Source organism: Streptomyces sp. NPDC087859, from assembly GCF_044742595.1.
Lineage (GTDB): Bacteria > Actinomycetota > Actinomycetes > Streptomycetales > Streptomycetaceae > Streptomyces > Streptomyces canus_F.
Genome location: NZ_JBIUUU010000015.1, coordinates 1 through 22,709 on the forward strand (window position 1 = coordinate 1; position 22,709 = coordinate 22,709).

25 protein-coding genes, 1 pseudogene and 1 riboswitch are annotated in these 22,709 nt (G+C 69.9%); of the genes and pseudogenes, 18 read left to right on the forward strand and 8 right to left on the reverse strand.

Annotated elements, in window-relative coordinates; all coding sequences use genetic code 11:
• From ACIOHP_RS33165 to gcvT, 3 genes and pseudogenes are all read right to left on the reverse strand, one after another.
• A pseudogene (locus ACIOHP_RS33165) lies at positions 1 to 128 on the reverse strand (serine hydroxymethyltransferase); the annotation flags it as partial.
• A gap of 16 nt (positions 129 to 144) precedes the next feature.
• Complete coding sequence (gene gcvH / locus ACIOHP_RS33170; protein ID WP_266887787.1) at positions 145 to 522, reverse strand: glycine cleavage system protein GcvH; 378 nt, start codon at positions 520 to 522, stop codon at positions 145 to 147.
• A gap of 118 nt (positions 523 to 640) precedes the next feature.
• Complete coding sequence (gene gcvT, locus ACIOHP_RS33175; RefSeq protein WP_361545435.1) at positions 641 to 1,756, reverse strand: glycine cleavage system aminomethyltransferase GcvT; 1,116 nt, start codon at positions 1,754 to 1,756, stop codon at positions 641 to 643.
• 143 nt (positions 1,757 to 1,899) lie between these two features.
• Positions 1,900 to 2,009: riboswitch (glycine riboswitch) on the reverse strand.
• 221 nt (positions 2,010 to 2,230) lie between these two features.
• Between gcvT and ACIOHP_RS33180 the strand changes: the two genes are divergently transcribed.
• The 9 genes from ACIOHP_RS33180 (at position 2,231) to ACIOHP_RS33220 (ending at position 12,080) form a co-directional block, all read left to right on the forward strand.
• On the forward strand, positions 2,231 to 2,893 hold the full coding sequence (locus tag ACIOHP_RS33180) for an AAA family ATPase (protein WP_361545438.1): 663 nt from the start codon (positions 2,231 to 2,233) through the stop codon (positions 2,891 to 2,893).
• An 80-nt stretch (positions 2,894 to 2,973) separates the two neighbouring features.
• Positions 2,974 to 3,744: an enhanced serine sensitivity protein SseB gene (locus tag ACIOHP_RS33185; RefSeq protein WP_361545441.1), complete on the forward strand. Its 771-nt coding sequence runs from the start codon at positions 2,974 to 2,976 to the stop codon at positions 3,742 to 3,744.
• Positions 3,745 to 3,916: 172 nt separating this feature from the next.
• Positions 3,917 to 4,717: an enhanced serine sensitivity protein SseB C-terminal domain-containing protein gene (locus ACIOHP_RS33190; RefSeq protein ID WP_266821720.1), complete on the forward strand. Its 801-nt coding sequence runs from the start codon at positions 3,917 to 3,919 to the stop codon at positions 4,715 to 4,717.
• A 313-nt stretch (positions 4,718 to 5,030) separates the two neighbouring features.
• On the forward strand, positions 5,031 to 6,041 hold the full coding sequence (locus ACIOHP_RS33195; RefSeq protein WP_361545444.1) for an ABC transporter permease: 1,011 nt from the start codon (positions 5,031 to 5,033) through the stop codon (positions 6,039 to 6,041).
• A 69-nt stretch (positions 6,042 to 6,110) separates the two neighbouring features.
• Positions 6,111 to 7,910, forward strand: coding sequence for an ABC transporter substrate-binding protein (locus ACIOHP_RS33200; RefSeq protein ID WP_361545447.1), 1,800 nt, complete (start codon positions 6,111 to 6,113; stop codon positions 7,908 to 7,910).
• 110 nt (positions 7,911 to 8,020) lie between these two features.
• Positions 8,021 to 9,019 carry an ABC transporter permease gene (locus ACIOHP_RS33205; protein WP_361545450.1) on the forward strand — a complete coding sequence of 333 codons (999 nt, stop codon included), beginning with the start codon at positions 8,021 to 8,023 and terminating at the stop codon, positions 9,017 to 9,019.
• On the forward strand, positions 9,016 to 10,113 hold the full coding sequence (locus tag ACIOHP_RS33210; protein ID WP_266821713.1) for an ABC transporter ATP-binding protein: 1,098 nt from the start codon (positions 9,016 to 9,018) through the stop codon (positions 10,111 to 10,113). Before ACIOHP_RS33205 ends, ACIOHP_RS33210 begins: the two co-directional genes overlap by 4 nt.
• An 11-nt stretch (positions 10,114 to 10,124) precedes the next feature.
• Positions 10,125 to 11,357: an ABC transporter ATP-binding protein gene (locus tag ACIOHP_RS33215; RefSeq protein WP_401893328.1), complete on the forward strand. Its 1,233-nt coding sequence runs from the start codon at positions 10,125 to 10,127 to the stop codon at positions 11,355 to 11,357.
• A gap of 66 nt (positions 11,358 to 11,423) precedes the next feature.
• Positions 11,424 to 12,080: a trimeric intracellular cation channel family protein gene (locus ACIOHP_RS33220; RefSeq protein ID WP_046261652.1), complete on the forward strand. Its 657-nt coding sequence runs from the start codon at positions 11,424 to 11,426 to the stop codon at positions 12,078 to 12,080.
• Here ACIOHP_RS33220 and ACIOHP_RS33225 read toward each other — a convergent pair.
• Positions 11,989 to 13,209, reverse strand: a complete 1,221-nt coding sequence (locus ACIOHP_RS33225; protein WP_401893330.1) for an alpha/beta hydrolase — start codon at positions 13,207 to 13,209, stop codon at positions 11,989 to 11,991. The genes ACIOHP_RS33220 and ACIOHP_RS33225 overlap by 92 nt on opposite strands.
• Positions 13,210 to 13,345: 136 nt before the next feature.
• Here ACIOHP_RS33225 and ACIOHP_RS33230 point away from each other — a divergent pair, with 136 nt between their 5' ends.
• The 3 genes from ACIOHP_RS33230 (at position 13,346) to ACIOHP_RS33240 (ending at position 15,773) form a co-directional block, all read left to right on the forward strand.
• Positions 13,346 to 14,200, forward strand: coding sequence for a thioesterase family protein (locus ACIOHP_RS33230; RefSeq protein ID WP_401893332.1), 855 nt, complete (start codon positions 13,346 to 13,348; stop codon positions 14,198 to 14,200).
• Between the two features lie 61 nt (positions 14,201 to 14,261).
• Positions 14,262 to 15,278 carry a helix-turn-helix transcriptional regulator gene (locus tag ACIOHP_RS33235; RefSeq protein WP_401893333.1) on the forward strand — a complete coding sequence of 339 codons (1,017 nt, stop codon included), beginning with the start codon at positions 14,262 to 14,264 and terminating at the stop codon, positions 15,276 to 15,278.
• A 114-nt stretch (positions 15,279 to 15,392) separates the two neighbouring features.
• Positions 15,393 to 15,773, forward strand: coding sequence for a hypothetical protein (locus tag ACIOHP_RS33240; RefSeq protein ID WP_401893335.1), 381 nt, complete (start codon positions 15,393 to 15,395; stop codon positions 15,771 to 15,773).
• 75 nt (positions 15,774 to 15,848) lie between these two features.
• Here ACIOHP_RS33240 and ACIOHP_RS33245 read toward each other — a convergent pair whose 3' ends face one another.
• Positions 15,849 to 16,475 carry a TetR family transcriptional regulator gene (locus ACIOHP_RS33245; protein WP_401893337.1) on the reverse strand — a complete coding sequence of 209 codons (627 nt, stop codon included), beginning with the start codon at positions 16,473 to 16,475 and terminating at the stop codon, positions 15,849 to 15,851.
• 143 nt (positions 16,476 to 16,618) lie between these two features.
• Here ACIOHP_RS33245 and ACIOHP_RS33250 point away from each other — a divergent pair, with 143 nt between their 5' ends.
• Genes ACIOHP_RS33250 through ACIOHP_RS33260 form a run of 3 tightly spaced genes read left to right on the forward strand, consistent with a single transcriptional unit; the run spans position 16,619 to position 18,331 of the window.
• Complete coding sequence (locus tag ACIOHP_RS33250) at positions 16,619 to 16,783, forward strand: hypothetical protein (RefSeq protein WP_361490644.1); 165 nt, start codon at positions 16,619 to 16,621, stop codon at positions 16,781 to 16,783.
• A 44-nt stretch (positions 16,784 to 16,827) separates the two neighbouring features.
• The gene (locus ACIOHP_RS33255) at positions 16,828 to 17,109 is read left to right on the forward strand and encodes a DUF4190 domain-containing protein (RefSeq protein WP_361545469.1); all 282 of its coding nucleotides are present in this window, start codon (positions 16,828 to 16,830) and stop codon (positions 17,107 to 17,109) included.
• A gap of 52 nt (positions 17,110 to 17,161) precedes the next feature.
• Positions 17,162 to 18,331: a cysteine desulfurase family protein gene (locus ACIOHP_RS33260; RefSeq protein WP_401893339.1), complete on the forward strand. Its 1,170-nt coding sequence runs from the start codon at positions 17,162 to 17,164 to the stop codon at positions 18,329 to 18,331.
• Between the two features lie 22 nt (positions 18,332 to 18,353).
• Here ACIOHP_RS33260 and ACIOHP_RS33265 read toward each other — a convergent pair whose 3' ends face one another.
• On the reverse strand, positions 18,354 to 19,016 hold the full coding sequence (locus tag ACIOHP_RS33265; RefSeq protein ID WP_401893341.1) for an N-acetylmuramoyl-L-alanine amidase: 663 nt from the start codon (positions 19,014 to 19,016) through the stop codon (positions 18,354 to 18,356).
• A 60-nt stretch (positions 19,017 to 19,076) separates the two neighbouring features.
• On the opposite strand from ACIOHP_RS33265, the gene mnmA reads away from it, so the two are divergent.
• Complete coding sequence (mnmA, locus tag ACIOHP_RS33270) at positions 19,077 to 20,204, forward strand: tRNA 2-thiouridine(34) synthase MnmA (RefSeq protein WP_401893343.1); 1,128 nt, start codon at positions 19,077 to 19,079, stop codon at positions 20,202 to 20,204.
• On the opposite strand, the gene ACIOHP_RS33275 is transcribed toward mnmA, so the two are convergent.
• Positions 20,194 to 20,976 (reverse strand): alpha/beta fold hydrolase, encoded by a 783-nt coding sequence (locus ACIOHP_RS33275; protein WP_401893345.1) that lies wholly within the window; start codon positions 20,974 to 20,976, stop codon positions 20,194 to 20,196. The two genes, mnmA and ACIOHP_RS33275, sit on opposite strands and share 11 nt — an antisense overlap.
• 29 nt (positions 20,977 to 21,005) lie before the next feature.
• Positions 21,006 to 21,332, reverse strand: a complete 327-nt coding sequence (locus ACIOHP_RS33280) for a DUF427 domain-containing protein (protein WP_327719533.1) — start codon at positions 21,330 to 21,332, stop codon at positions 21,006 to 21,008.
• Positions 21,333 to 21,409: 77 nt separating this feature from the next.
• On the opposite strand from ACIOHP_RS33280, the gene ACIOHP_RS33285 reads away from it, so the two are divergent.
• Both ACIOHP_RS33285 and ACIOHP_RS33290 read left to right on the forward strand, forming a co-directional pair.
• Positions 21,410 to 22,150, forward strand: a complete 741-nt coding sequence (locus tag ACIOHP_RS33285) for a class I SAM-dependent methyltransferase (protein WP_401893347.1) — start codon at positions 21,410 to 21,412, stop codon at positions 22,148 to 22,150.
• Positions 22,147 to 22,686: a TIGR00730 family Rossman fold protein gene (locus ACIOHP_RS33290; RefSeq protein WP_351683765.1), complete on the forward strand. Its 540-nt coding sequence runs from the start codon at positions 22,147 to 22,149 to the stop codon at positions 22,684 to 22,686. Before ACIOHP_RS33285 ends, ACIOHP_RS33290 begins: the two co-directional genes overlap by 4 nt.
• The last annotated feature ends 23 nt before the right edge of the window (positions 22,687 to 22,709 follow it).

Below are 22,709 nucleotides of genomic sequence, written 5' to 3' on the forward strand. Positions count from 1 at the left end.
ACCGCGACCGGCGCGAAGTTCTCGGAGGCGATCATCTCCAGGGTGGACTGCTGACGGTTCAGCTCGGCATCGACCGCCGCGGCGATCTCCGGGTCGAGCTCATGCAGGGACGTGTTCAGAACGGACATCAGGTTCTACGACTCCTCAGCCGGCGGAAAAGGCGGTGTACTCGTCGGCGGAGAGCAGGTCGGCCGGCTCGTCCGCGATGCGTACCTTGAACAGCCAGCCGCCCTCGAAGGGGGCGGAGTTCACCAGCGACGGGTCGTTGACGACGTCCTCGTTGACCCCGGTGACCTCGCCGGAGACCGGGGAGTACAGGTCGGAGACCGACTTGGTCGACTCCAGCTCGCCGCAGGTCTCGCCCGCGGTCACCGTGTCACCGACCTCCGGGAGCTGCACGAAGACGACATCGCCGAGGGCGTTGGCCGCGTGCTCCGTGATACCGACCGTCGAGACGCCGTCCTCGGCGCCCGACAGCCACTCGTGCTCCTTGCTGTAGCGCAGCTGCTGGGGGTTGCTCATGGCCTGAATTCTCCTGTACGCGGGGGAGTGCTGGTGGATGGGGGGCTACTGGGAACGTGCGTGAGCAGCGGAAAGGTGCGCAGGGTCACGCACGTGCGCGCGACCTCGCGTCCAGTGTCTACTTCTGGCGCTTATAGAACGGCAGAGCCACGACCTCGTAGGGCTCGTGACTGCCCCGGATGTCCACACCGACTCCGGTGGTGCCCGGCGCGGAGTGCGCGGCGTCGACGTAGGCCATCGCGATCGGCTTGCCCAGCGTGGGCGAGGGGGCGCCGGAGGTGACCTCGCCGATCACCTGGCCGTCGGCGACCACGGCGTACCCGGCGCGGGGGACCCGGCGGCCCTCGGCGATCAGGCCGACGAGGACGCGCGGCGGCTCGTGACCGGCGCGCTCGGCGGCCTCGCGCAGGGCCGCGCGGCCCACGAAGTCGCCCTCCTTCTCGAACTTCACGACCCGGCCGAGGCCCGCGTCGAAGGGGGTCAGCTCCGTGGAGAGCTCATGCCCGTACAGCGGCATGCCCGCCTCCAGACGCAGCGTGTCCCGGCAGGACAGACCGCAGGGGACCAGGCCGACGCCCTCGCCCGCCTTGGTCAGGGCCTGCCACAGCTCGACCGCGTGCTCGGGCTTCACGAACAGCTCGAAGCCGTCCTCGCCCGTGTAACCGGTGCGGGCGATCAGTGCCGGGACGCCGGCGACCGTGCCGGGCAGCCCGGCGTAGTACTTCAGTCCGTCGAGGTCGGCGTCGGTGAGCGAGGCGAGGATCCCCGGCGACTGCGGTCCCTGGACGGCGAGCAGCGCATAGGCGTCCCGGTCGTCCCGCACCTCGGCGTCGAAGCCGGCCGCACGCTCCACGAGCGCGTCCAGGACGACCTGGGCGTTGGAGGCGTTCGCGACCACCATGTACTCGGTCTCTTCGAGCCGGTAGACGATCAGGTCGTCGAGGATGCCGCCGTCCTCACGGCAGATCATGGTGTAGCGGGCGCGGCCCACACCGACGGAGGCGATGTTGCCGACCAGGGCGTGGTTCAGGAGGGCGGCTGCCTGCGGTCCGCTCACTGTGATCTCGCCCATGTGCGAGAGGTCGAAGAGCCCGGCCTTCGTGCGCACGGCGTTGTGCTCGTCGCGCTCGGAGCCGTAGCGCAGGGGCATGTCCCAGCCGGCGAAGTCGGTCATGGTCGCGCCGAGCGAGCGATGCAGGGCATCGAGCGCGGTGAGGCGGGGTTCATTGCTCATCGGACGGTTGTCTCCCAAGGCATGACGGCGAGGTCGTTCCTCCCCATCTGTCATCGGAACCTGAGAGGTTCGCCATGACCGCAGGGGACATGACTTGCACCTTGGGTGGAGCCGCCGGAGGGCGGCTCGCTTTTCAGATGTGCCTCGCCCGCGCGGTAACGGGGCCTGAGAGATTCAAGGGAGGGACTTGCTCCTTCGGCGCCCGGGCACTCGTACGAGGACGTACGGCCCGGAACTCTCCCGCGCGGATTCAAACGGCCGGTATGCAGTTGGCGCGGACATCATTGCACGCATCCGTCCGGCGGGGCAGGGGAGGTTCCCACAGGGGCCGCACAGACTCAACCGTCACTCGCCGCACCCTGTAGCAGGCCTGTTGCGAGAAACGGACGGAAACAGGAGGCGCCGCGGATTACCTTCTCTTTACACTCGACGGGGAGGGGAACTCGTGACCCGCCCCAGGGGAGGACGATCACGGTGAACAGGACCACTGCGTACGCCACCACGTCGGCCGTCGCGCTGCCCGCACAGCCGGCCGCTCCGGCCCGGCAGACGTGCGCGGCGCAACCGGTCGTCCGCGACCTGCGCGACCGCGCCGGCCACAGCCCGCACGCCCTGCTCTTCGCCCCGGACGACCTGGTCGTGATCACCGGCCTGCCCGGCAGCGGCAAGTCCACCCTGATGCGGCGGACGGTCAAGGGCATCCGGATCGACTCCCAGGACACCCGCGACCGCTGGGACGACCGGGCGCCGCGCTTCCTGCCGTACGCGATCTACCGCCCCCTCGTCCGCGCCGCCCACTACCTCGGTCTGTTCCGCGCCCTGCGCTCCGGCAAGGGTGTCGTCGTGCACGACTGCGGCACCCAGTCCTGGGTGCGCGGCTGGCTGGCCCGCGAGGCCCGCCGCCGGGGCGGCACCCTGCATCTGCTGCTGCTCGACGTCACCCCGGACACCGCCCTGGCCGGGCAGCGCGAGCGCGGCCGCGGCGTCTCCAGGTACGCCTTCCTGCGGCACCGCACCGCGGCCGACCGGCTGATCCGCTCCGTGGCCAAGGGCGACCTGCCGCAGGGCGTCGGCTCGGCGGTGCTCCTCGACCGCGACGCGGCGGACACCCTGCGCCGGGTCGGTTTCACGGGCTGACCTCAGCCGCCTCCACACCCGCTAGCCTTTTCAGCCACAGACAGGCCACAAGCGGCAGCACTCGGCAGGCGGACGGACAGATGGCATTCCCGGCACAGGCACACCCCCATCCGTACGGCGGCGGATGGCCCGGCAACGAGCTGGAGGAGGTGCTCTCGGCCTCCCTCGGCATGCCCGCGGCCGGCGGCCGGATCATCGAGGTCCTGGGCCGCAGCTTCGTCTGGGTCCCGCTGCCGAACGGCGGCGGCCCGCACGCCGGCCCCCTGGACCTGCCCAGCATGGAGATCGAGGGTCAGGCGTACGTCCCGGTCTTCAGCTCCGAGGAGCAGTTCCGGCACGTCGCGGGCGGGCACATGGCGTACACGATCGCGCCCGCGGTCGAGTTCGCGCGCGGTCTGCCCCCGCACATCGGGATCGCCGTGAACCCGGACGGTGTGGTCGGCGTCCCGCTCCCGCCGCCCGCCGTCGCCGAGCTCTGCCGCGTCGGCCGCACCCCGCTGGACGGCCCCAACACCGGCGGCCGCGTCAAGCTCTACGAGCCCGACTGGCAGGACGACCCGGTCGACTTCCTCGCCGCCGCCTCCGCCGAGTTCGCCGCGACCGGCGTGGTCCGCACGGCCCGCCGCTGCCTTGCCTCGATCGAGACGGCCGAGCCCGTGATGTTCGTGGGAGTCGAACTCTCCCAGTGGGAGGGCGACCTGCGTACCCTCCCCATGGACGCACTGGGCCGCGCCCTGAGCCGGACCCCGGTGCAGTGGCCGGTGAACCTGGTCCTGCTGGACGTGGCGGACGATCCGGTCGGCCACTGGATGCGACAAAAAGTACGCCCGTTCTACCAAGGGGACGTGTAAACGCCGCCAGGGGCACCGACCCGGGGGCGCGGGGCTGTGTCGATTTGCGGCTCCGCCGCGTGGGCGCGATCAACCCCCACACACCCGCAGCCGACAGACCACGCAAGCCCCGAGCTCCCACCGCTTAAGCTGTCGGCAGACACACGCAACTTTCCCGAAGGGGCGGTAGAAGGTGAGCGCGAGCGGCACCGCCGCGACCGGCCAGGTCGAGCACATGCTGCGCCAGGTGACGCCAGGGCGATACGACGCCTACGAGGCACTCCTCCGCGCCCTCGCCACCCCCTCCTCCGGCCAGATCTGGATGCTCCTCTGGCACGGCCAGTCGGGCTCCCCGGACGCCCAGTACGGAAACATGGAGGTGGGCGGGTACGGATACGCCCCGTGCGTCACCTCCGCCCAGGAACTGAGCGCCAGTGGGTGGAACCGCTCCTACGAGGTCGTCGACGGGGTCGACGTCGCCCGCACCCTCTACCCCGACCACTTCGGCCTCTGGCTCAACCCGCACGCCCCCGGCGGCGGCGTCGGCATCCCCTGGCTCGACCTGCGCCGGATCGCCACCGGTCTGGAGCGCCAGCCCGCCGGCCCGCTGCGGCTGTCGGAGCCCGGGATCGAGATTCCGCAGTTCTACGGCCTGATCGCGCAGAACGCCCACCGCACCCCGGCCGTCCGCTCGCTGCGCCGCGCCTGGGTGCAGCCCGCGCTCGGAGCGCCGTACCTCGCCATCGGGCTGGACGTGTACGACACCAGTCCGCCCGCCGTGGACTCGGTGCGGGCGATGATGCAGCAGTCCATCGGCGCGGTCCCGGACGGGCTGCCGGTGTCGACCGTCGCCATGTCCGACGAGTACGACCCGGTCGCGATGTGGATGCGCGCGAGCGCCCGCCCCTTCTACGACCGCGAGGCGCACGCGGCGGCTCCGGCCCAGGCCCCGGCGGCGGGGTACGGCTACCCTCCGGCGCCCGGCGGCTACTGATCCAGACAGTCACAGGCTCTACTGTTACGAGAGTGTATCTGCGCGCGTAGATGAGGGGAGATAGCCCCTATGAGGCCCTCATTGTCCCAACTGGTCCCCGTCCGGCGGCCGTTACCCGGCGTCCGGATAACGGAACCCTCCTAGCCGCATCACGTTTATGCATCCTTTCACCGCCAAGTCTGGCAACAGATCGCCAAAGCGTTGAAGACTCCCGCAGCAGGGGTGGGTTCGCCCCTGTGTACGACGGACTGATCACGCCGCCACAGCGGCAAGTGAAGGCCGGCTACCGCCGGTTGAGAGGGGCCCCTGCCAGATGACGGCACCACTGCACGAGCCGACCGCGGAAGCGGCCCCGAGCGCGGCCGAAGAAGCGGCGGTTATCAGCGCCGACGCCAAGGCCGTACAGGGGCGTTCCCTGGGACGGATCGCCTGGGAGCGCCTGAAGCGGGACAAGCTGGCGCTCGCGGGCGGCATTGTCGTGCTCTTCCTCATCGTCGTCGCACTGCTCGCGCCGGTGATCACCAACCTGTACGGGCAGGACCCGAACACGTACAACGACAAAGACCTGATCGACCCGCTGTTCGGCACCCCCAAGGGGTCCTTCGGCGGCGTCAGCGGCGACCACTGGCTGGGGGTCGAGCCGGTCAACGGCCGGGACATCTTCGCCCGGGTCCTCTACGGTGCCCGCATCTCCCTGCTCGTCGGCTTCCTGTCCGCGATCGTCGCCGTCGTCATCGGCACGATCCTGGGCATCCTGGCCGGCTTCTTCGGCGGCTGGATCGACTCGGCCATCAGCCGGGTCATGGACGGCCTGCTGGCCTTCCCGCAGCTGCTCTTCATCATCGCGCTGGTCTCCGTCATGCCGAACGAGATGCTGGGACTGACCGGCACCGACGTGCGCCTGTTCGTGATGATCCTGGTCATCGGCTTCTTCGGCTGGCCCTACATCGGACGCGTGGTGCGCGGCCAGACGCTCTCGCTGCGCGAGCGTGAATACGTCGAGGCGGCCCGCTCGCTCGGCGCCGGGCGGTTCTACATCCTGTTCAAGGAACTGCTGCCCAACCTGGTCGCGCCGATCATCGTCTACACGACGATGATGATCCCCACCAACATCCTCACCGAGGCGGCGCTCAGCTTCCTGGGCGTGGGCGTCAAGCCGCCCACGGCCTCCTGGGGGCAGATGCTTTCGAACGCGATCGACTACTACAAGTCGGACCCCACGTACATGGTGGTCCCCGGTGTAGCGATCTTCATCACCGTTCTGGCCTTCAACCTCTTCGGCGACGGCGTGCGTGACGCGCTGGACCCGAAGGGTTCCCGCTGAACTGCCGTACACAAAGCGTCCCGTGGCACCAACACGGGGTCTCTCATCAAATCCGGAGGATCCGAGATCGTGACTACCCAACGCACCTCAGGGCGGCGGAAGCAGGCGTTTGCCGCTGTCGCCGCGGTCGCCGCGCTGCTGACCACGGCGGCGTGCGGCGGCGGCGGTGATGACGGCGACGGCAACAACAGCTCATCGGGCGCGGCCGGCTTCAACGCCGCGAACAACAAGGTCGCCCAGGCCTCGCTGGCCAAGAAGGGCGGCGAGCTGAAGTTCGCCGGTGCCCAGGACGCCGACTCGTGGGACACCACGCGTGGCTACTACGGCTTCATGTGGAACTTCGCGCGCTACTACAGCCGTCAGCTCGTGACGGGTGCCGCCGCGCCGGGCGAGAAGGGCACCGAGCTCACGCCGGACCTCGCCACCGGTCTGGCCAAGGTCTCCGACGACGGCAAGACCTACACGTACACCCTGCGTGACGGCATCACGTGGGAGGACGGCAAGCCGATCACGTCCAAGGACGTCAAGTACGGCATCGAGCGCGTCTGGGCGCAGGACGTGCTGTCCGGCGGTCCGGTGTACCTGAAGGACGTCCTCGACCCCAAGGGCGAGTACAAGGGCCCGTACAAGGACACCTCCGCGGACAAGCTCGGTCTGAAGGCGATAGAGACGCCGGACGACAAGACCATCGTCTTCAAGCTGCCCGAGGCCAACGCCGACTTCCAGGAGATCCTCGCCCTGGTCTCGGCCTCCCCGGTCCGCCAGGACAAGGACACCAAGTCCAAGTACGGCCTGAAGCCGTTCTCCTCCGGCCCGTACAAGTTCCAGTCGTACAGCCCGGGCAAGGACCTGGTCCTGGTCCGCAACGACAAGTGGGACCAGGCCTCGGACCCGATCCGCAAGGCGTACCCGGACAAGATCTCGGTCAAGTTCTTCTCGAACGCCAACGACCTGGACGCCCGTCTGCTCGCCGGTGACTACGACCTGGACATCAACCAGACCGGTCTGTCCCCGCAGGGCCGCACCAGCGCCCTCCAGGAGCACAAGGCCAACCTGGACAACCCGGTCTCCGGCTACATCCGCTACGCGGTCTTCCCGCAGACGGTGAAGCCGTTCGACAACGAGCACTGCCGCAAGGCCGTGATCTACGGCGCCGACCACGTCTCGCTGCAGACCGCGCGCGGTGGCCCGGTCGCCGGTGGTGACATCGGCACCAACATGCTCCCGCCGACCGTTCCGGGTTCCGAGGGCCAGTCCTACGACCCGTACGAGCTCGCCGGTGCCAACAAGAACGGCAACGTCGCCAAGGCCAAGGAAGAGCTGAAGGCCTGCGGTCAGCCGAACGGCTTCAAGACCACCATCGCGGTGCGTAACAACAAGCCGGTCGAGGTGGCCACCGCCGAGTCCCTCCAGGCCTCGCTGAAGAAGATCGGCATCTCCGTCGACATCGAGCAGTACGACGGCTCGCAGACCTCCGGCATCATCGGCAGCCCCTCGAACGTGAAGAAGAAGGGCTTCGGCATCATCATCATGGGCTGGGGCGCGGACTTCCCGTCCGTCCAGGGCTTCGGTCTGCCGCTGTGGGATGGCAAGTACATCCTGGAGAGCGGTAACAACAACTTCGCGATGATCGACGACAAGAAGATCAACGGTCTGTTCGACACCTACGTCAAGACGCAGGGTGACGCGGAGAAGCTCCAGCTCGCCAAGGACATCAACCACGCGGTGATGGACGGTGGCTACTACCTGCCGTTCGTCTTCGAGAAGTTCGTGAACTGGCGCGGTGACCGCCTGGCCAACGTCTACACGTCGGACAACTACAGCGGCATGTACGACTTCGTCAACCTCGGTCTGAAGTCCTCGAAGTAATCCCGGCACACCCGCCGAACGGCACGAAAGGCAGGTGAAGGCCGGCGACGTGTGATCGCGGGCCATCGGACGACCTCCGGTGGCCCGCGATCCGCGGCGGGCCGAGAGCTGTGCTCGCTTACCTCATCAGGCGGCTGTTTGCCGCCGCAGTGATGCTCGTGGTCATCATCATGGTGGTCTTCGGCATCTTCTTCCTCGTCCCCAAGTGGGCGGGTGTCGACGTCGCCCTGAGCTTCGTGGGCAAGCAGGCCGACCCCGCCGCTGTCGAGGGCGTGCGGCAGAAGCTGGGACTGGGCGACCCGATCTACGCTCAGGTCTGGGAGTTCTTCAAGGGCATCTTCGCGGGCCGCACCTATGCGGGTGGCGGCGACGTCATCCACTGCTCCGCGCCGTGCTTCGGCTACTCCTTCCGCAGCGAGCAGGCCGTCTGGCCGGTGCTGACCGACCGCTTCCCGGTGACCCTGGGACTCGCGCTCGGTGCCGCCGTGCTGTGGCTGATCCTCGGCGTCTCGGCGGGTGTGCTCTCCGCGCTCAAGCGGGGCAGCCTCTGGGACCGCGGTGCGATGGTCGTCGCCCTCGCGGGTGTCTCCCTCCCGATCTACTTCACCGGTCTGCTGAGCCTGGCGATCTTCTCCTACAGCCTGGGCTGGATCGAGGGCGAGTACGTGCCCCTCGAGGACAGCTTCACCGGCTGGTTCGGCGGCATGATCCTGCCCTGGATCACCCTGGCCTTCCTCTACGCCGCGATGTACGCCCGGATCACCCGCGCCACCATGCTGGAGATCCTCGGCGAGGACTACATCAGAACCGCGCGGGCCAAGGGCCTCAAGGAACAGGTCGTCATCGGCAAGCACGCCATGCGCTCCACGATGACGCCCATCCTGACCATGCTCGGCATGGACCTCGGCGCCCTCATCGGCGGCGCGATCCTGACCGAGACCACGTTCAGCCTCCCCGGCCTCGGCCAGGCGGTGCTGAACGGCATCAAGAATCAGGACCTGCCCATCATCCTGGGCGTCACCCTGATCACCTCCGTAGCCGTGCTGATCGCCAACCTCGTGGTGGACGTCATGTACGCCGTGATCGACCCCCGAGTGAGGCTCGCATGACCGAACTCAGCAAGAGCGGAGCGGCCGTGGGCGAGCCCACCCCCGCTTCGCCCGCGCCGACCGCGTTCCTGGAAGTGCGCGACCTGAAGGTGCACTTCCCGACCGACGACGGTCTGGTCAAGTCCGTCGACGGGCTCAGCTTCCAGCTGGAGAAGGGCAAGACCCTCGGCATCGTGGGCGAGTCCGGCTCCGGCAAGTCGGTGACCTCGCTCGGCATCATGGGCCTGCACACCGCCGGCCAGTACGGCAAGCGCAAGGCGCAGATCTCCGGCGAGATCTGGCTGGACGGCACCGAGCTGCTCACCGCCGACCCCGACCACGTGCGCAAGCTGCGCGGCCGTGACATGGCGATGATCTTCCAGGACCCGCTGTCCGCGCTGCACCCGTACTACACGATCGGCCAGCAGATCGTGGAGGCGTACCGCATCCACCACAAGGTCGACAAGAAGACCGCCAAGCGCCGTGCCGTGGAGATGCTCGACCGTGTCGGCATCCCGCAGCCGGACAAGCGGGTGGACAGCTACCCGCACGAGTTCTCCGGCGGTATGCGCCAGCGCGCGATGATCGCGATGTCGCTGGTCAACAACCCCGAACTGCTCATCGCGGACGAGCCGACGACCGCCCTGGACGTGACCGTCCAGGCGCAGATCCTCGACCTGATTCGGGATCTGCAGAAGGAGTTCGGCTCCGCGGTCATCATCATCACCCACGACCTGGGCGTCGTCGCCGAGCTCGCCGACGACATCCTGGTTATGTACGGCGGCCGCTGCGTCGAGCGCGGTCCGGCGGAGAAGGTGTTCTACGAGCCCCGACACCCCTACACCTGGGGTCTGCTCGGCTCGATGCCGCGCCTGGACCGCGACCAGCAGGAGCGCCTGATCCCGGTGAAGGGCTCCCCGCCCTCGCTGATCAACATCCCGTCCGGCTGCGCCTTCAACCCGCGCTGCCCGTACGCGGACATCCCGAAGGACGACGTCACCCGCACGGTCCGCCCCGAGCTGTCGGAGGTGGGCAGCCAGCACTGGGCCGCCTGCCACATGTCGCAGGAGCAGCGGGAGCGTATCTGGATCGAAGAGATTGCGCCGAAGCTGTGAGCGAGGACAAAGTGAGCATCCCTGCGCAGAGCGATGGCACGGTGATCACCAAGGGCGACGCCGCCCCGGGCGAGACCCTGCTGAAGGTGACCGGGCTCCAGAAACACTTCCCGATCAAGAAGGGCCTGCTCCAGCGGCAGGTCGGCGCGGTGCGCGCGGTCGACGGCATCGACTTCGAGGTCAAGTCCGGCGAGACCCTCGGTGTCGTGGGCGAGTCGGGCTGCGGCAAGTCGACGATGGGCCGGCTGATCACCCGGCTGCTCGAACCGACCGCCGGCACGGTCGAGTTCGAGGGCAAGGACATCACCCACCTCGGGGTGGGCGGTATGCGTCCGCTGCGCCGCGATGTGCAGATGATCTTCCAGGACCCGTACTCGTCGCTGAACCCGCGCCACACCATCGGCACGATCATCGGCGCCCCCTTCAAGCTCCAGGGCGTCACGCCCGAGGGCGGCATCAAGGCGGAGGTCCAGCGGCTGCTGTCGGTGGTCGGTCTCAACCCCGAGCACTACAACCGCTACCCGCACGAGTTCTCCGGCGGTCAGCGTCAGCGCATCGGCATCGCCCGCGCGCTCGCGCTCAACCCGAAGCTCGTGGTGGCCGACGAGCCGGTCTCCGCGCTGGACGTGTCGATCCAGGCCCAGGTCGTGAACCTGCTGGACGACCTCCAGCAGGAACTCGGTCTGACGTACGTGATCATCGCGCACGACCTCTCGGTCGTCCGGCACGTCTCGGACCGGATCGCGGTGATGTACCTCGGCAAGATCGTCGAGCTGGCGGACCGTGAGTCGCTGTACAGGGCGCCGATGCACCCGTACACCAAGGCGCTCATGTCGGCGGTGCCGATCCCGGACCCGCGGCGCAAGAACGCCAAGAGCGAGCGCATCCTGCTCAAGGGCGACGTGCCCTCGCCGATCTCCCCGCCGAGCGGCTGCCGTTTCCACACCCGGTGCTGGAAGGCGACGGAGATCTGCAAGACGACCGAGCCGAAGCTCGTCGAGCTCAAGCCCGGTCAGCAGGTCGCCTGCCACCACCCGGAGAACTTCGAGGACCAGGCCCCGCAGGACACCGTCCTGCTGACGGTCGCCAAGGAGGCGGCCGAGCTGGTCGCGGACGAGGTGCTCGCGGAGTCGGCGGAGACGTCGGCGGCGGTGGCGGCGGAGGTCGCCGACCTCACCGCCGAGGAGACGGAAGAGCCTGAAGCTCCTTCCGAAGAGCCGGAAGCTCCTTCCAAGGAGAAGTAAGTCCTGCCAGCGAGCCCCCGCCTTCATTTGTAAGGCGGGGGCTTACTGCTGGGTGAGAATATGGGGGTGTTCCAGAACCTGTTCAGCCCCTCCGTCCAGCACACGCTCGATCTGATCGGCATCTTCGTCTTCGCCATCTCCGGCGCGCTGCTGGCCGTCCGCAAGAACTTCGACGTCTTCGGCATCGCCGTCCTCGCCGAGGTCACGGCGCTGGGCGGTGGACTGTTCCGGGACCTGATCATCGGCGCGGTACCGCCCGCGGCCTTCACGGACCTGGGCTACTTCGTCACCCCGCTGCTCGCCGCCCTGCTGGTCTTCTTCCTGCACCCCCACGTGGAGCGCATCCAGGTCGGCGTGAACGTCTTCGACGCGGCCGGCCTCGGCCTGTTCTGCGTAGCCGGGACGACCAAGGCGTACGAGTACGGGCTCGGCCTCACCCAGTCGGTGACCCTCGGCCTCGCCACCGCCGTCGGCGGCGGTGTCCTCAGGGACGTGCTCGCCAACGAGGTGCCCTCGCTGCTGCGCTGGGACCGCGACCTGTACGCGGTCCCGGCGATCGTCGGCGCCACCATGGTCGCCCTGTGCATCCGCTACGACGCCCTCACCTCGTTCACCAGTGGGCTCGCGGCCCTCACGGCCTTCGTGCTGCGGCTGCTGGCGATGCGGTTCCACTGGCGAGCTCCGCGGGCCTGGAACCGGCGCTCGACCGTGCGCGAGGAGTAGCTCCCGCCCGGTCGTGCAGCAGCCCCATCTCCTCGGTCAGCCAGCGGAACGCCGGGACCACCTGAGGCCGCCACAGCGCCATGTTGTGGCCGCCCGCACTCTTGGGGACGTAGACGGCGTGCACGGTCGTCGGCGCCTTCGCTATCTGCTCGAGGCCGGTGGCCGCCTCGTAGCCGTCGCCGGGCTGGCCGGACTGGTAGAGCGCGATCGCGGGCGGGGTGCGGGCTTCGCGCAGCAGCACGTAGGGGTTGTTGGCGCGGCGCAGCGCGGGTGTCTCGGCGGCCAGTGAGTTGCGTTCGCCGATCGGGTCGTTGTAGCCGGACATGCTCACCGCGGCCCGGTAGCGGTCGGGGTGCGCGACGGCGAGCTTCGTCGCGCAGTGCCCGCCCGCCGAGTAGCCGGCCACCGCCCAGCCCGCCGGACCGGCCTGGGCGCGGAAGTTGTCCGTGACCATCTTCGGCACGTCGACGCTGAGCCAGGTGTCGGCGTTCACGGTGCCCGTGATGTTGGCGCACCCGGTGTCCACCCCCGCCAGCAGGTTCATGCGCGGGGCGACCATGATGAACGGCGCCACCCGGCCGTCCCGCATCAGGGGCCGCAACTGGTCCGCCGCGTGCAGCGATCCGAACCAGGCCTTCGCCGAGCCCGGGTAGCCCGACAGCAGTTCGACCACGGGGAACCTGTGGTGCCGGTAGGCGGGCCGGCCGTACTGCGGCGGCAGCCAGACGTAGACCTCGGCGTTCACCCCCGACACCCGGCCCTCGAGCTGGGTCTCCCGGACCCCCCGCATCCCGGGTCCGGAGGTGTCGGTGAAGTGCTGCCGGACTCTCGGGAGCCGTTGCAGCGCGATACCGCCGGTGCCGTCGGCGCCCAGGTCCGCGGCCTGCTGGACGTGGTCGCCGGTGCCGAGCAGGTCGGCCCAGTCGTCGTACAGGTTGTTCTGGTTGTTGACCAGGACGAAGACGAGGGCGACGGCGGTCCCCTGCGCGAAGACGACCATCAGCAGACGTCCTGCGGCGCGCAGGGCGCGGGGGCCCCGCAGCCGGGACCACAGGAGGAGCGGAAGGAGGACGGCGACGACGGACAGCACGATCAGTGTGGAGAGGAACGTGGTCCCGGTGAGGCTCATGCCCCTACAGAGGGGGCGGCGGGGCATCGGGTTTACGGACGAGTGCGGACACTTACCAGGAAATTGCCCCGCTCTCACCCTCGTGTGATCGCATGCAAAGCTACCGCTTAGTAATCACTTGTTGTACCGTTCAGCCATGCCAGAAGCAGCTACCGCCACGCAGGCCTCGATCGGCGACAGCGAGTTCGACCGCGACACCGCGCTCACCCTCCGCGAGCCCGGCGTCTACGACATCGACCTCTCCGCCGGCTGGACGATCATCAGCGCCGTCAACGGCGGCTACCTTCTGGCCGTCCTCGGCCGCGCCCTCGCGGATGCCCTGCCGCACGCCGACCCGTTCACGATCTCCGCGCACTATCTGACGGCCTCCCAGCCCGGCCCCGCGGTCGTCCGCACGGACATCGTCCGCACCGGCCGCACCCTCTCCACCGGTCAGGCCTCGCTCTTCCAGTACGACGAGCAGGGCAACGAGATCGAACGCATCCGCGTCCTCGCCTCCTACGGCGACCTGGGCTCCCTGCCCGACGACGTCCGTACGACGGCGAAGCCGCCCGCGTTCCCGCCCATGGACCAGTGCTTCGGTCCCGAGGACGGGCCGGCCCCGGTCGACGGCAGTTCCGCCATCACCGACCGGCTGATGCTCAAGCTGGACCCGTCGACCCTGGGCTGGGCCCTCGGCGCGCCGTCCGGCAAGGGCGAGATGCGGGCCTGGTTCGGCCTCGCCGACGGCCGTGACGCCGACCCCTTCTCGCTCCTCCTCGCGGTGGACGCGCTGCCGCCCACCGCCTTCGAGATCGGCCTCAAGGGCTGGGTCCCGACGGTCGAGCTGACGGTCCACGTCCGCTGCCGCCCCGCCCCGGGCCCCCTCCGCGTCTCGATCACCACCCGCAACCTCGCCGGCGGCTTCCTGGAGGAGGACGCCGAGGTCTGGGACAGCACGGACCGCCTGGTCGCCCAGTCCCGCCAGCTCGCCCGCGTCAGGCTCGGCTGATCCGACGCCGGTCCAGGCCGCTCCCGGTGGGTGCCTGCCGCGCGGGAGGGATCCTGGTGGGGTGAAATCCGACCGCCTCCTGTCGATCCTGCTGCTCCTGCAGACCCGCGGCCGCGTCCCCGCACACGAGCTTGCGGAGCGACTGGAGGTGTCCGTACGCACCATCTACCGGGACATCGAGGCCCTGTCCGCCTCGGGTGTCCCCGTCTACGCCGAACGCGGGCGGCACGGGGGCATCGAACTGCTCGCGGGATTCCGTACGGACGTCACCGGGCTGACCGCCGACGAGTCCCGTGCCCTGTTCATCCTGGCCGCCCAGGGCGCGCATGCCGCGCTCGGTCTGGACGCGGCGCTCGGCTCGGCGCTGCGCAAGGTGATGGCGGCGCTGCCCGCGCCCCATCGGCCCGCCGCCGAGGCGACCGCCCGGCGCATCCTCGTCGACGCCACCCGCTGGAAGGGCGGACCGCGGGCCGCCGTCGACCTGGACGTGCTCCAGGACGCGGTCTTCGCCGACCGCCGGCTCCGGCTGCGCTACCGGCACGGCGGGCGGCCGGAACCGAGGACGTACACCGTCGACCCGTACGGCCTCGTCTCCAAGGCCGGCGTCTGGTACCTCGTCGCCGACCGGCGGGGCAGGCCGCGGCTGTTCCGCGCCGACCGGGTGCGGGCGGCGACTGTGCTCGACCACCCGGTGAAACGCCGCCCGGGCGTCGAACTCGCCGACGTGTGGGAGGTGTTGCGCCGCGAGGTCGAGAAGCAGCCGGGCGGCATCGACGTCGTCGTCCGGGTCCGGCGCGACCGCCTCGACCTGTTCCTGCGGCTCAACGGCCCGTGGCTGGCCGAACTCCCCGCGGACGACGGCGAGGACGACGGCGCGGGGGAGTGGGTGACGGTCCGGATGTCGTACGGCGAGCTCGGCGAGGCCCGCCAACTGCTCCAGTTCTCCGACCGCGTTGAGGTGCTCTCTCCTCCCGAGGTGCGCGAGGAACTGTTCCGGGCGGCCGCTTCTGTCACGGGCCTGTACCAGCAAGTAGAAGACGGGACCGGAGGAAGCAGCAGGTCAGACGCGGTCCTTTAGGGGGGCTTTGCCTTGCGCACAGGCCGGGGACAGCGATCACTCAAGGAAGCCCTAAGCCGCGTTGATTGAGTTCCAGCCCTCAGGACTCCCTCATCCTTCTTGGAGTTGTTTCTCATGCAGCGTGTGCGTCTCATCCCCGCAGTGGCCCTGCTGGCGCTCTCGCCCCTCGCCCTGGTGGCCTGCGGCTCGGGCGACTCCTCGTCCTCCTCGAACAGCGGCAACTCCGGGCAGCAGTCGTGTCAGGCGCCCTCCGGCGCGCCGAGCGGCAACCCGTCGGGCATGCCGAGCGGCGCCCCGTCGGGCGCACCCACCGCCAACGGCACGGCCCAGCCGTCCGGCGCGCCCTCGGGCATGCCGAGCGGCGGCCCCGGCGGGGGCGGTCAGGGTGGCGGTCCCGGCGGCGGTCAGGGCGGCGGCTGCGGTGGTCCCGGCGGCGGTGGGGCGCCCAGCGGTGCCCCCACCCAGCAGGCGACGGCGTCGGCCACGAAGAGCTGACCTGCCACGTCGTACGACAGGGGCGGCACTCCCGGCGAACGGGGGTGCCGCCCCTGGGCGTTGGCTCGGTGCGGCTCAGCCGCGCCAGTGGTCCCGGCCGATGCTGATGAGCCGCATCTGGCTGGTGGCGACCTGCCGGACCCGCTCCCGCTCCTGCTCCGAGCCCTCCAGTGCCTCCAGGAACAGCGAGGCGGTGATGAGCATCTGGTCGACGTAGAGGTTCGCCAGCATCAGCAGGTCGTCGTCGCTCCAGCCCTCGGACTCCACGTCCTTGGCGAGCTCGTCCTTCACCTCCTGGGCGAACCGGGTCAGTTGGCCCCGGATGGCCTCCCGTACGGGCTGGACACCGCCGTGCCGCTCACGGGCGATGAAGCGGACGTGGGCGGGGTGGGTGGCCACATGGTGGGCGATCAACTCGACGGCGCGGACTATGCGTTCCTCGGCGTTGTCGGCCGAGGTGACCGTGGTGCGGATCAGCGGATGCAGGCTGCCCAGCGCCTCCTCGACGAGGGCGACGCCGAGGTCGGCGGTGGAGCGGAAGTGCCGGTAGAAGGCGGTCGGCGCGACGCCGATGGCACGCGTGACCTCGCGCAGGCCCAGACTGCTCAGGCTCTGCTCCTCCAGCAGTCCCAACGCGGCGTCGAGGAGCGCCTGTCGGGTCTTCTGCTTCTGGGCCTGCCGGATGCCGAGGGTGTGACTCATGTCATCAGTAAACAACTGTTCTCTGGAATTGAGAAGTCGTCGGACGCGCTAGACTCTGAAGTCAGTGAACAACTGTTACTACAACTGTTCACCGAAATGTAACGAGAAGCACCACGCAAGCATCTCGGAGGGGGATCCATCCCATGCTGTTCCTCGTCGCCGCACTTCTGCTCTTCGGTGCCGTCCTGGGCACCGTCGCCCACGCGCCGTTCGCCTTCACCGCCGTCGCCGCGACCGTGATCGCCGCCTGGCTCGGCATCTTCGCGCTCCGCGAGCGGCACTCCCGCCGCCACGCCTCGACCCGCTGACCCGCCGACCCACCCGACATCACGCACCCAGGGGACTGATCACCATGCAGCTCACCGCACCGACCACCCAGCGCACCCCGGTCCGCGACACCCCGGTCCGCGACGCTGACGGCATGGCCGTGGCCGCCTTCATCCTCGGCCTCGTCGGCCTCCTCGTCCTGAACGTCTTCCTCGGCCCGATCGCCATCGCCCTGGCCTCGGTCGCCCTGTGGCGCGGCACCGCCCGCCGCGGCCGCGCCTTCCTGGGTCTGGGCCTCGGTGTCGCCGACCTTCTGGTGCTGGTGGCGTTCATGCAGATGGACAGCACGGTGTCCTGGAGCTTCTAGCGCCAACCCGTGCACCGAGTCCTCTCCGCAGGGCCCGTAGAATCGGGTCACCATGGCTTACCTCGACCACGCCGCGACGACCCCGATGCTTCCCGAGGCAGTCGAGGCACTCAGCGCACAGCTGGCCGTCACCGGCAACGCCTCCTCCCTCCACGCGTCCGGCCGCCGCGCGAGGCGCACCGTCGAGGAGGCCCGTGAGACCCTCGCCGAATCACTGGGCGCCCGCCCCAGCGAGGTGGTTCTCACCTCCGGCGGCACCGAAGCCGACAACCTCGCGGTCAAGGGCCTGTACTGGTCCCGCCGCGACGCCGACCCGGCCCGCACCCGAGTCCTGGCCAGCCCCGTCGAGCACCACGCCGTCCTCGACGCCGTGCACTGGCTCGGCGAACACGAGGGCGCCACGGTCGAGTACCTCCCGGTCGACGCGTACGGCCGCGTCCACCCCGACGCCCTGCGCCAGGCCGTCGAGCGCAACCCCGACGACGTCGCCCTCGCCACCGTGATGTGGGCGAACAACGAGATCGGCACCGTGTTGCCGGTCCGTGAACTCGCCGATGTGGCCCAGGAGTTCGGCGTCCCGCTGCACGCCGACGCCGTGCAGGCGTTCGGTCAGGTCCCCGTCGACTTCGCCGCTTCAGGGCTGGCCGCGATGACCGTCTCCGGCCACAAGATCGGCGGCCCGTACGGCATCGGAGCGCTCCTCCTCGGCCGTGAGTACACCCCCGTGCCCGTCCTGCACGGCGGCGGCCAGGAGCGCCACGTCCGCTCCGGCACCCTCGACGTCCCGGCCGTCGCCTCCTTCGCGGTCGCGGGCCGGCTCGCCGCCGAGCAGCGCGAGTGGTTCGCCCGGGAGATCGGCGCCCTGCGTGACGCTCTGGTCGAAGCGGTCCGTGCGGCGGTCCCGGACGCGATCCTCGGCGGCGACCCGTCCCCGGAGGGCCGCCTCCCGGCCAATGCCCACTTCACCTTCCCCGGGTGCGAGGGCGACTCCCTGCTGCTGCTCCTGGACGCCCAGGGCATCGAGTGCTCCACCGGCTCCGCCTGCACCGCCGGCGTCGCCCAGCCCAGCCACGTCCTCCTCGCCACCGGCACCGACCCCGACCTCGCCCGCGGCACCCTCCGATTCTCCCTCGGCCACACCTCCACCGAGGCCGACGTGGAGGCGGTCGCCAAGGCGATCGGTCCGGCGGTGGAGCGAGCCCGGGCGGCGGGGCTGACCTAGGGAGCCGAAGGCGTGACGTGTGTCACACCTTCACTGTTGCCTGGCGCACGAGCTTCATGTACCGGTCCCAGTCCCAGTGTTCACCCGGGTCGGTGTGGTCCGTCCCCGGCACCTCCACGTGCCCGATGATGTGCTCGCGGTCCACGGGGATGTCGTAGCGCGCGCAGATCCGGGCCGTCAGCCGGGCCGAGGCCCCGTACATCTCGTCCGTGAAGTCCTGGGGCCGGTCCACGAAGCCCTCGTGCTCGATGCCGACACTGCGCTCGTTGTAGTCGCGGTTGCCCGCGTGATACGCCACGTCCAGCTCGCGGATCATCTGCGTGACCCGGCCGTTCTTGCCGACTATGTAGTGCGCGGCCGCCTGGTGGTCCGGGTCCTGGAAGGCCTTCACCGCGCTGTCGAAGCTGCCCTGGGTGACATGGACGACCACCATGTCTATGCCGTAGTCGTCGGGCCGGTCCGCGCGCCGCCAGTTGGCGTCCGAGGCCGCGACCCAGCGTGCTCCGGTGTAGTCGACCTCGCCCTCCTTGCGCGGCTTCTCCACGCCGGGCGTACGCCACCACAGGCGCGCCAGCTCGTCCCGGGCCAGCACACCGGTACCCACCGCGGCGGCCGCCCCGCCGATCAGCAGGGCACGGCGCCCGATCCGCCGGTCGCCGTCCTTGGATGCCTCTGTCGCCCCCATGTGATCGTCAACGGATACTCGTGGGCTCCGGTTCCCGCGCCCCCGTACCCTGGAGGAGTTATGACTCACTCCACGCAGCGCCCCCTCCGCGTCCTCGCCGCCATGTCCGGCGGCGTGGACTCCGCCGTCGCCGCCGCCCGTGCCGCGGAAGCCGGCCACGACGTGACCGGTGTCCACCTCGCCCTTTCGGCGAATCCCCAATCGTTCCGCACGGGCGCGCGTGGCTGTTGCACCATCGAGGACTCCCGAGACGCCCGCCGCGCCGCGGACGTCATCGGCATCCCGTTCTACGTCTGGGACCTCGCCGACCGCTTCCGCGAGGACGTGGTCGAGGACTTCGTCGCCGAGTACGAGGCGGGGCGCACCCCGAACCCGTGCCTGCGCTGCAACGAGAAGATCAAGTTCGCCGCCCTGCTCGACAAGGCGCTGGCGCTCGGCTTCGACGCGGTCTGCACGGGCCACTACGCCCAGGTGATCGTCCGTCAGGACGGCTCGCGCGAGCTGCACCGGGCCTCCGACATGGCGAAGGACCAGTCGTACGTCCTCGGCGTCCTCGACGAGAAGCAGCTCGCCCACGCGCTCTTCCCGCTCGGCGACACGGTCACGACCAAGAACGAGATCCGCGCGGAGGCCGAGCGCCGCGGCCTCGCGGTCGCCAAGAAGCCCGACTCGCACGACATCTGCTTCATCGCCGACGGCGACACCCAGGGCTTCCTGGCGAACCGCCTCGGCAAGGCGGAGGGCGACATCGTCGACGAGTCGGGCGCGAAGATCGGCACCCACGAGGGCGCGTACGGCTTCACCATCGGCCAGCGCAAGGGCCTGCGCATCGGCACCCCGGCCGCCGACGGCAAGCCGCGCTACGTCCTGGACATCTCACCGGTGAACAACACCGTGACGGTCGGTCCGGCCGCCGCCCTGGACGTCGACGCGCTGACGGCGATCAAGCCCCGCTGGTGCGGCACCGCCCCGACCGGCCCCGGCACCTACACCGCCCAGCTCCGCGCGCACGGCGGCGAGACCGAGGTGACCGCGGAACTGGTGGACGGCGAGCTGCGGGTGTCGTTCACGGAGCCCGTCCGCGGCGTGGCCCCCGGCCAGGCGATCGTGCTGTACGACGACACGCGCGTGGTCGGCTCGGCGACGATCGCGACGACCACGCGCGCGAGGGCGGGCGCTACGGCGTGAAGTAGTCGGCCAGCACCGGAGCCAGGGCGTCCGGATCCACCATGTGGGTCTGACCCGCCAGATTCCGGTACGACCCCTCCGGCACCGCCTCCGCGACCGCCCGGGTGGCCTCCTGGAGCCACTCGGGGCTCGCGCCTCCCGCGACAGCGAGGACGGGGACGGTGATCGAGGCCAGCTCGTCCCGGGGCACCAGACCGTCGCCGAGGACGGCATTGTCGTAGGCCAGACTCGGTGCGACGGCCTCCATGCCGGGCCACATGGGGGACCGGCGGGCGCCCTGGATCATCTCGTCGGGCATCTCGACGAGCCGGAGGAAGAGCTCGACCGCGTCCCCGCGCCGGCCCTGGGCCAGGGAGGCGGTCAGGTTCTCGGTGTACTCGGCCCGCCGCTTCGCACCGTGCTCGGAGAAGTCCGCGAACGGCGTCTCGTACACGGCGACCCGGCGCACCGGCAGCCCGCTCGCCGCCGCCCGGAGCACCAGCGCCCCGCCCGACGAGATCCCGTACAGACACGCCTCACCGCCCGCCGCGTCGATCAGCGCGGCGAGGTCCTCGACCTCACGCTCCACCGCGTACGGCGCCGTGTCACCGCTCTCGCCACGGCCCCGGCGGTCGTACACGAGGACCGTGAACCGGTCCGACAGCGGCACGGCCAGTGGAGCCACCGTGCCGCCCGTCGACATCGCCCCGCTCACGAGGATCACGGCGGGGCCCTGCCCGGTGCTTTCGTAGGCGAGAGGCGTGCCGTCGCGGGAAAGAATCTTCTTGTCCATGCCGGTGCAGACTGCCACGGGCCGCCGGACTAATCGGTGACGTCCACCTCGTAGAAGCAGAGGTGGTCCTTGATCTCGGCCACGCCCGGCTTCGGATCGGGGTAGGCCCAGACCAGGTCCGCCGCGTCCGGCAGCGACCAGTACGAGGCCGTCCCCTTGAACGGACAGACGGTGTGGGTGTCGGACGGGGTCAGCAGGTCCAGGCGTACGTCCTCGGCGGGGATGTAGTAGCGCACCGGAGAGCCCGTCTCGCGCAGGACGAGAGGCCGGTCGGTCTCCGCGAGGACCTGGTCGCCGTGGACGACGCGGACGTGCGCGGTGCCTTTCTCGACGGTGATGCGGTGCCCTTGGGACACGGTGGGGCCTCCTTGGGGTAGCCGTATGTGGAAGATGCAGCGCGCGCCGGCCCCGAGTTCTTCCCGAGGAGGTCCTCATGGGAGCCGCAGATCCGTCCGGAGACCGCCAGAACGTCGTCCACCGGGTCCGTCACGCCCTGCGGCACCCCGGGCACATCGCGTACCACCGCGCGGTGACGGAAGACGACACGGACCGCAGCCCCGAGGCGGCGGCGGGGTACGACCCGTCGCGCGAACACTGGACACAGCTCGGCCGGATGCAGTTCGACTACCTGCTGGCCCACGGCCTGCGCCCGGAACACCACGTGCTCGAGATTGGCTGCGGGAACCTCCGCGCGGGACGCCTGTTGATCGACCACCTGGAGACCGGCCACTACTACGGCATCGACATCTCCCCGGCCATCCTGCTCGCCGCCCAGGGCACCCTCGTGCGCGAGGGCTTGCAGGCCAAACTGCCGCACCTGACGCTCGTCGGCGACCTGACCTTCGGCTTCCTGCCCGAGGGGCACTTCGACGTCGTCCACGCGCACAGCGTCTTCTCGCACTCGCCCCGGCAGGTCGTCGAGCAGTGCCTCGCGCATGTGGGGCGCATCCTGGCGCCCGGCGGCCACTTCGACTTCACCTTCAACCGCACCGAGGGCCGCGAACACCAGGCGCCGCACGAGGACTTCTCCTACCGGACGCGGACCCTGACCACGATCGCCGCACGGCACGGCCTCAAGGTCCGTTTCATGGACGACTGGGAGCGGCTGCCGCACCGGCAGTCGAAGATCCGCGTCACCCTGATGTCGGACCGGGCCCGTACCGTGGGCCCATGAACATCTGCGTCTTCCTCTCCGCCGCCGACCTCGACGAGCGCTACACCCGCCCCGCGCGGGAGTTCGCGGAACTGCTCGGCAAGGGCGGCCACACACTGGTGTGGGGCGGCTCGGACGTCGGGCTGATGAAGGTGGTCGCGGACGGGGTGCACGAGGCGGGCGGCCGGCTCGTCGGTGTCTCCGTCGAGTTCCTGTCCGCCAAGGTCCGTCCCGGGGTCGACGAGATGGTGATCGCGAAGGACCTCGCCGAGCGCAAGAAGCTGCTCCTGGAGAAGGCCGACGCGGTGGTGATCATGGTGGGCGGCACGGGGACGCTCGACGAGGCGACGGAGATCCTGGAGCTGAAGAAGCACGGCCACACCGACAAGCCGGTGGTCCTGCTGAACACCGCGGGCTTCTACGACGGACTCAAGGAGCAGTTCCGGCGCATGGACGACGAGGGCTTCCTGCCGCGTCCACTGACCGACCTGGTGTTCTTCGCGGAGGAGCCGGTGGGGGCGCTGGCGTACCTGGAGGAGAGCCAGGGCATCGGATGACCCCCGGGTGATGCGAGCATGGC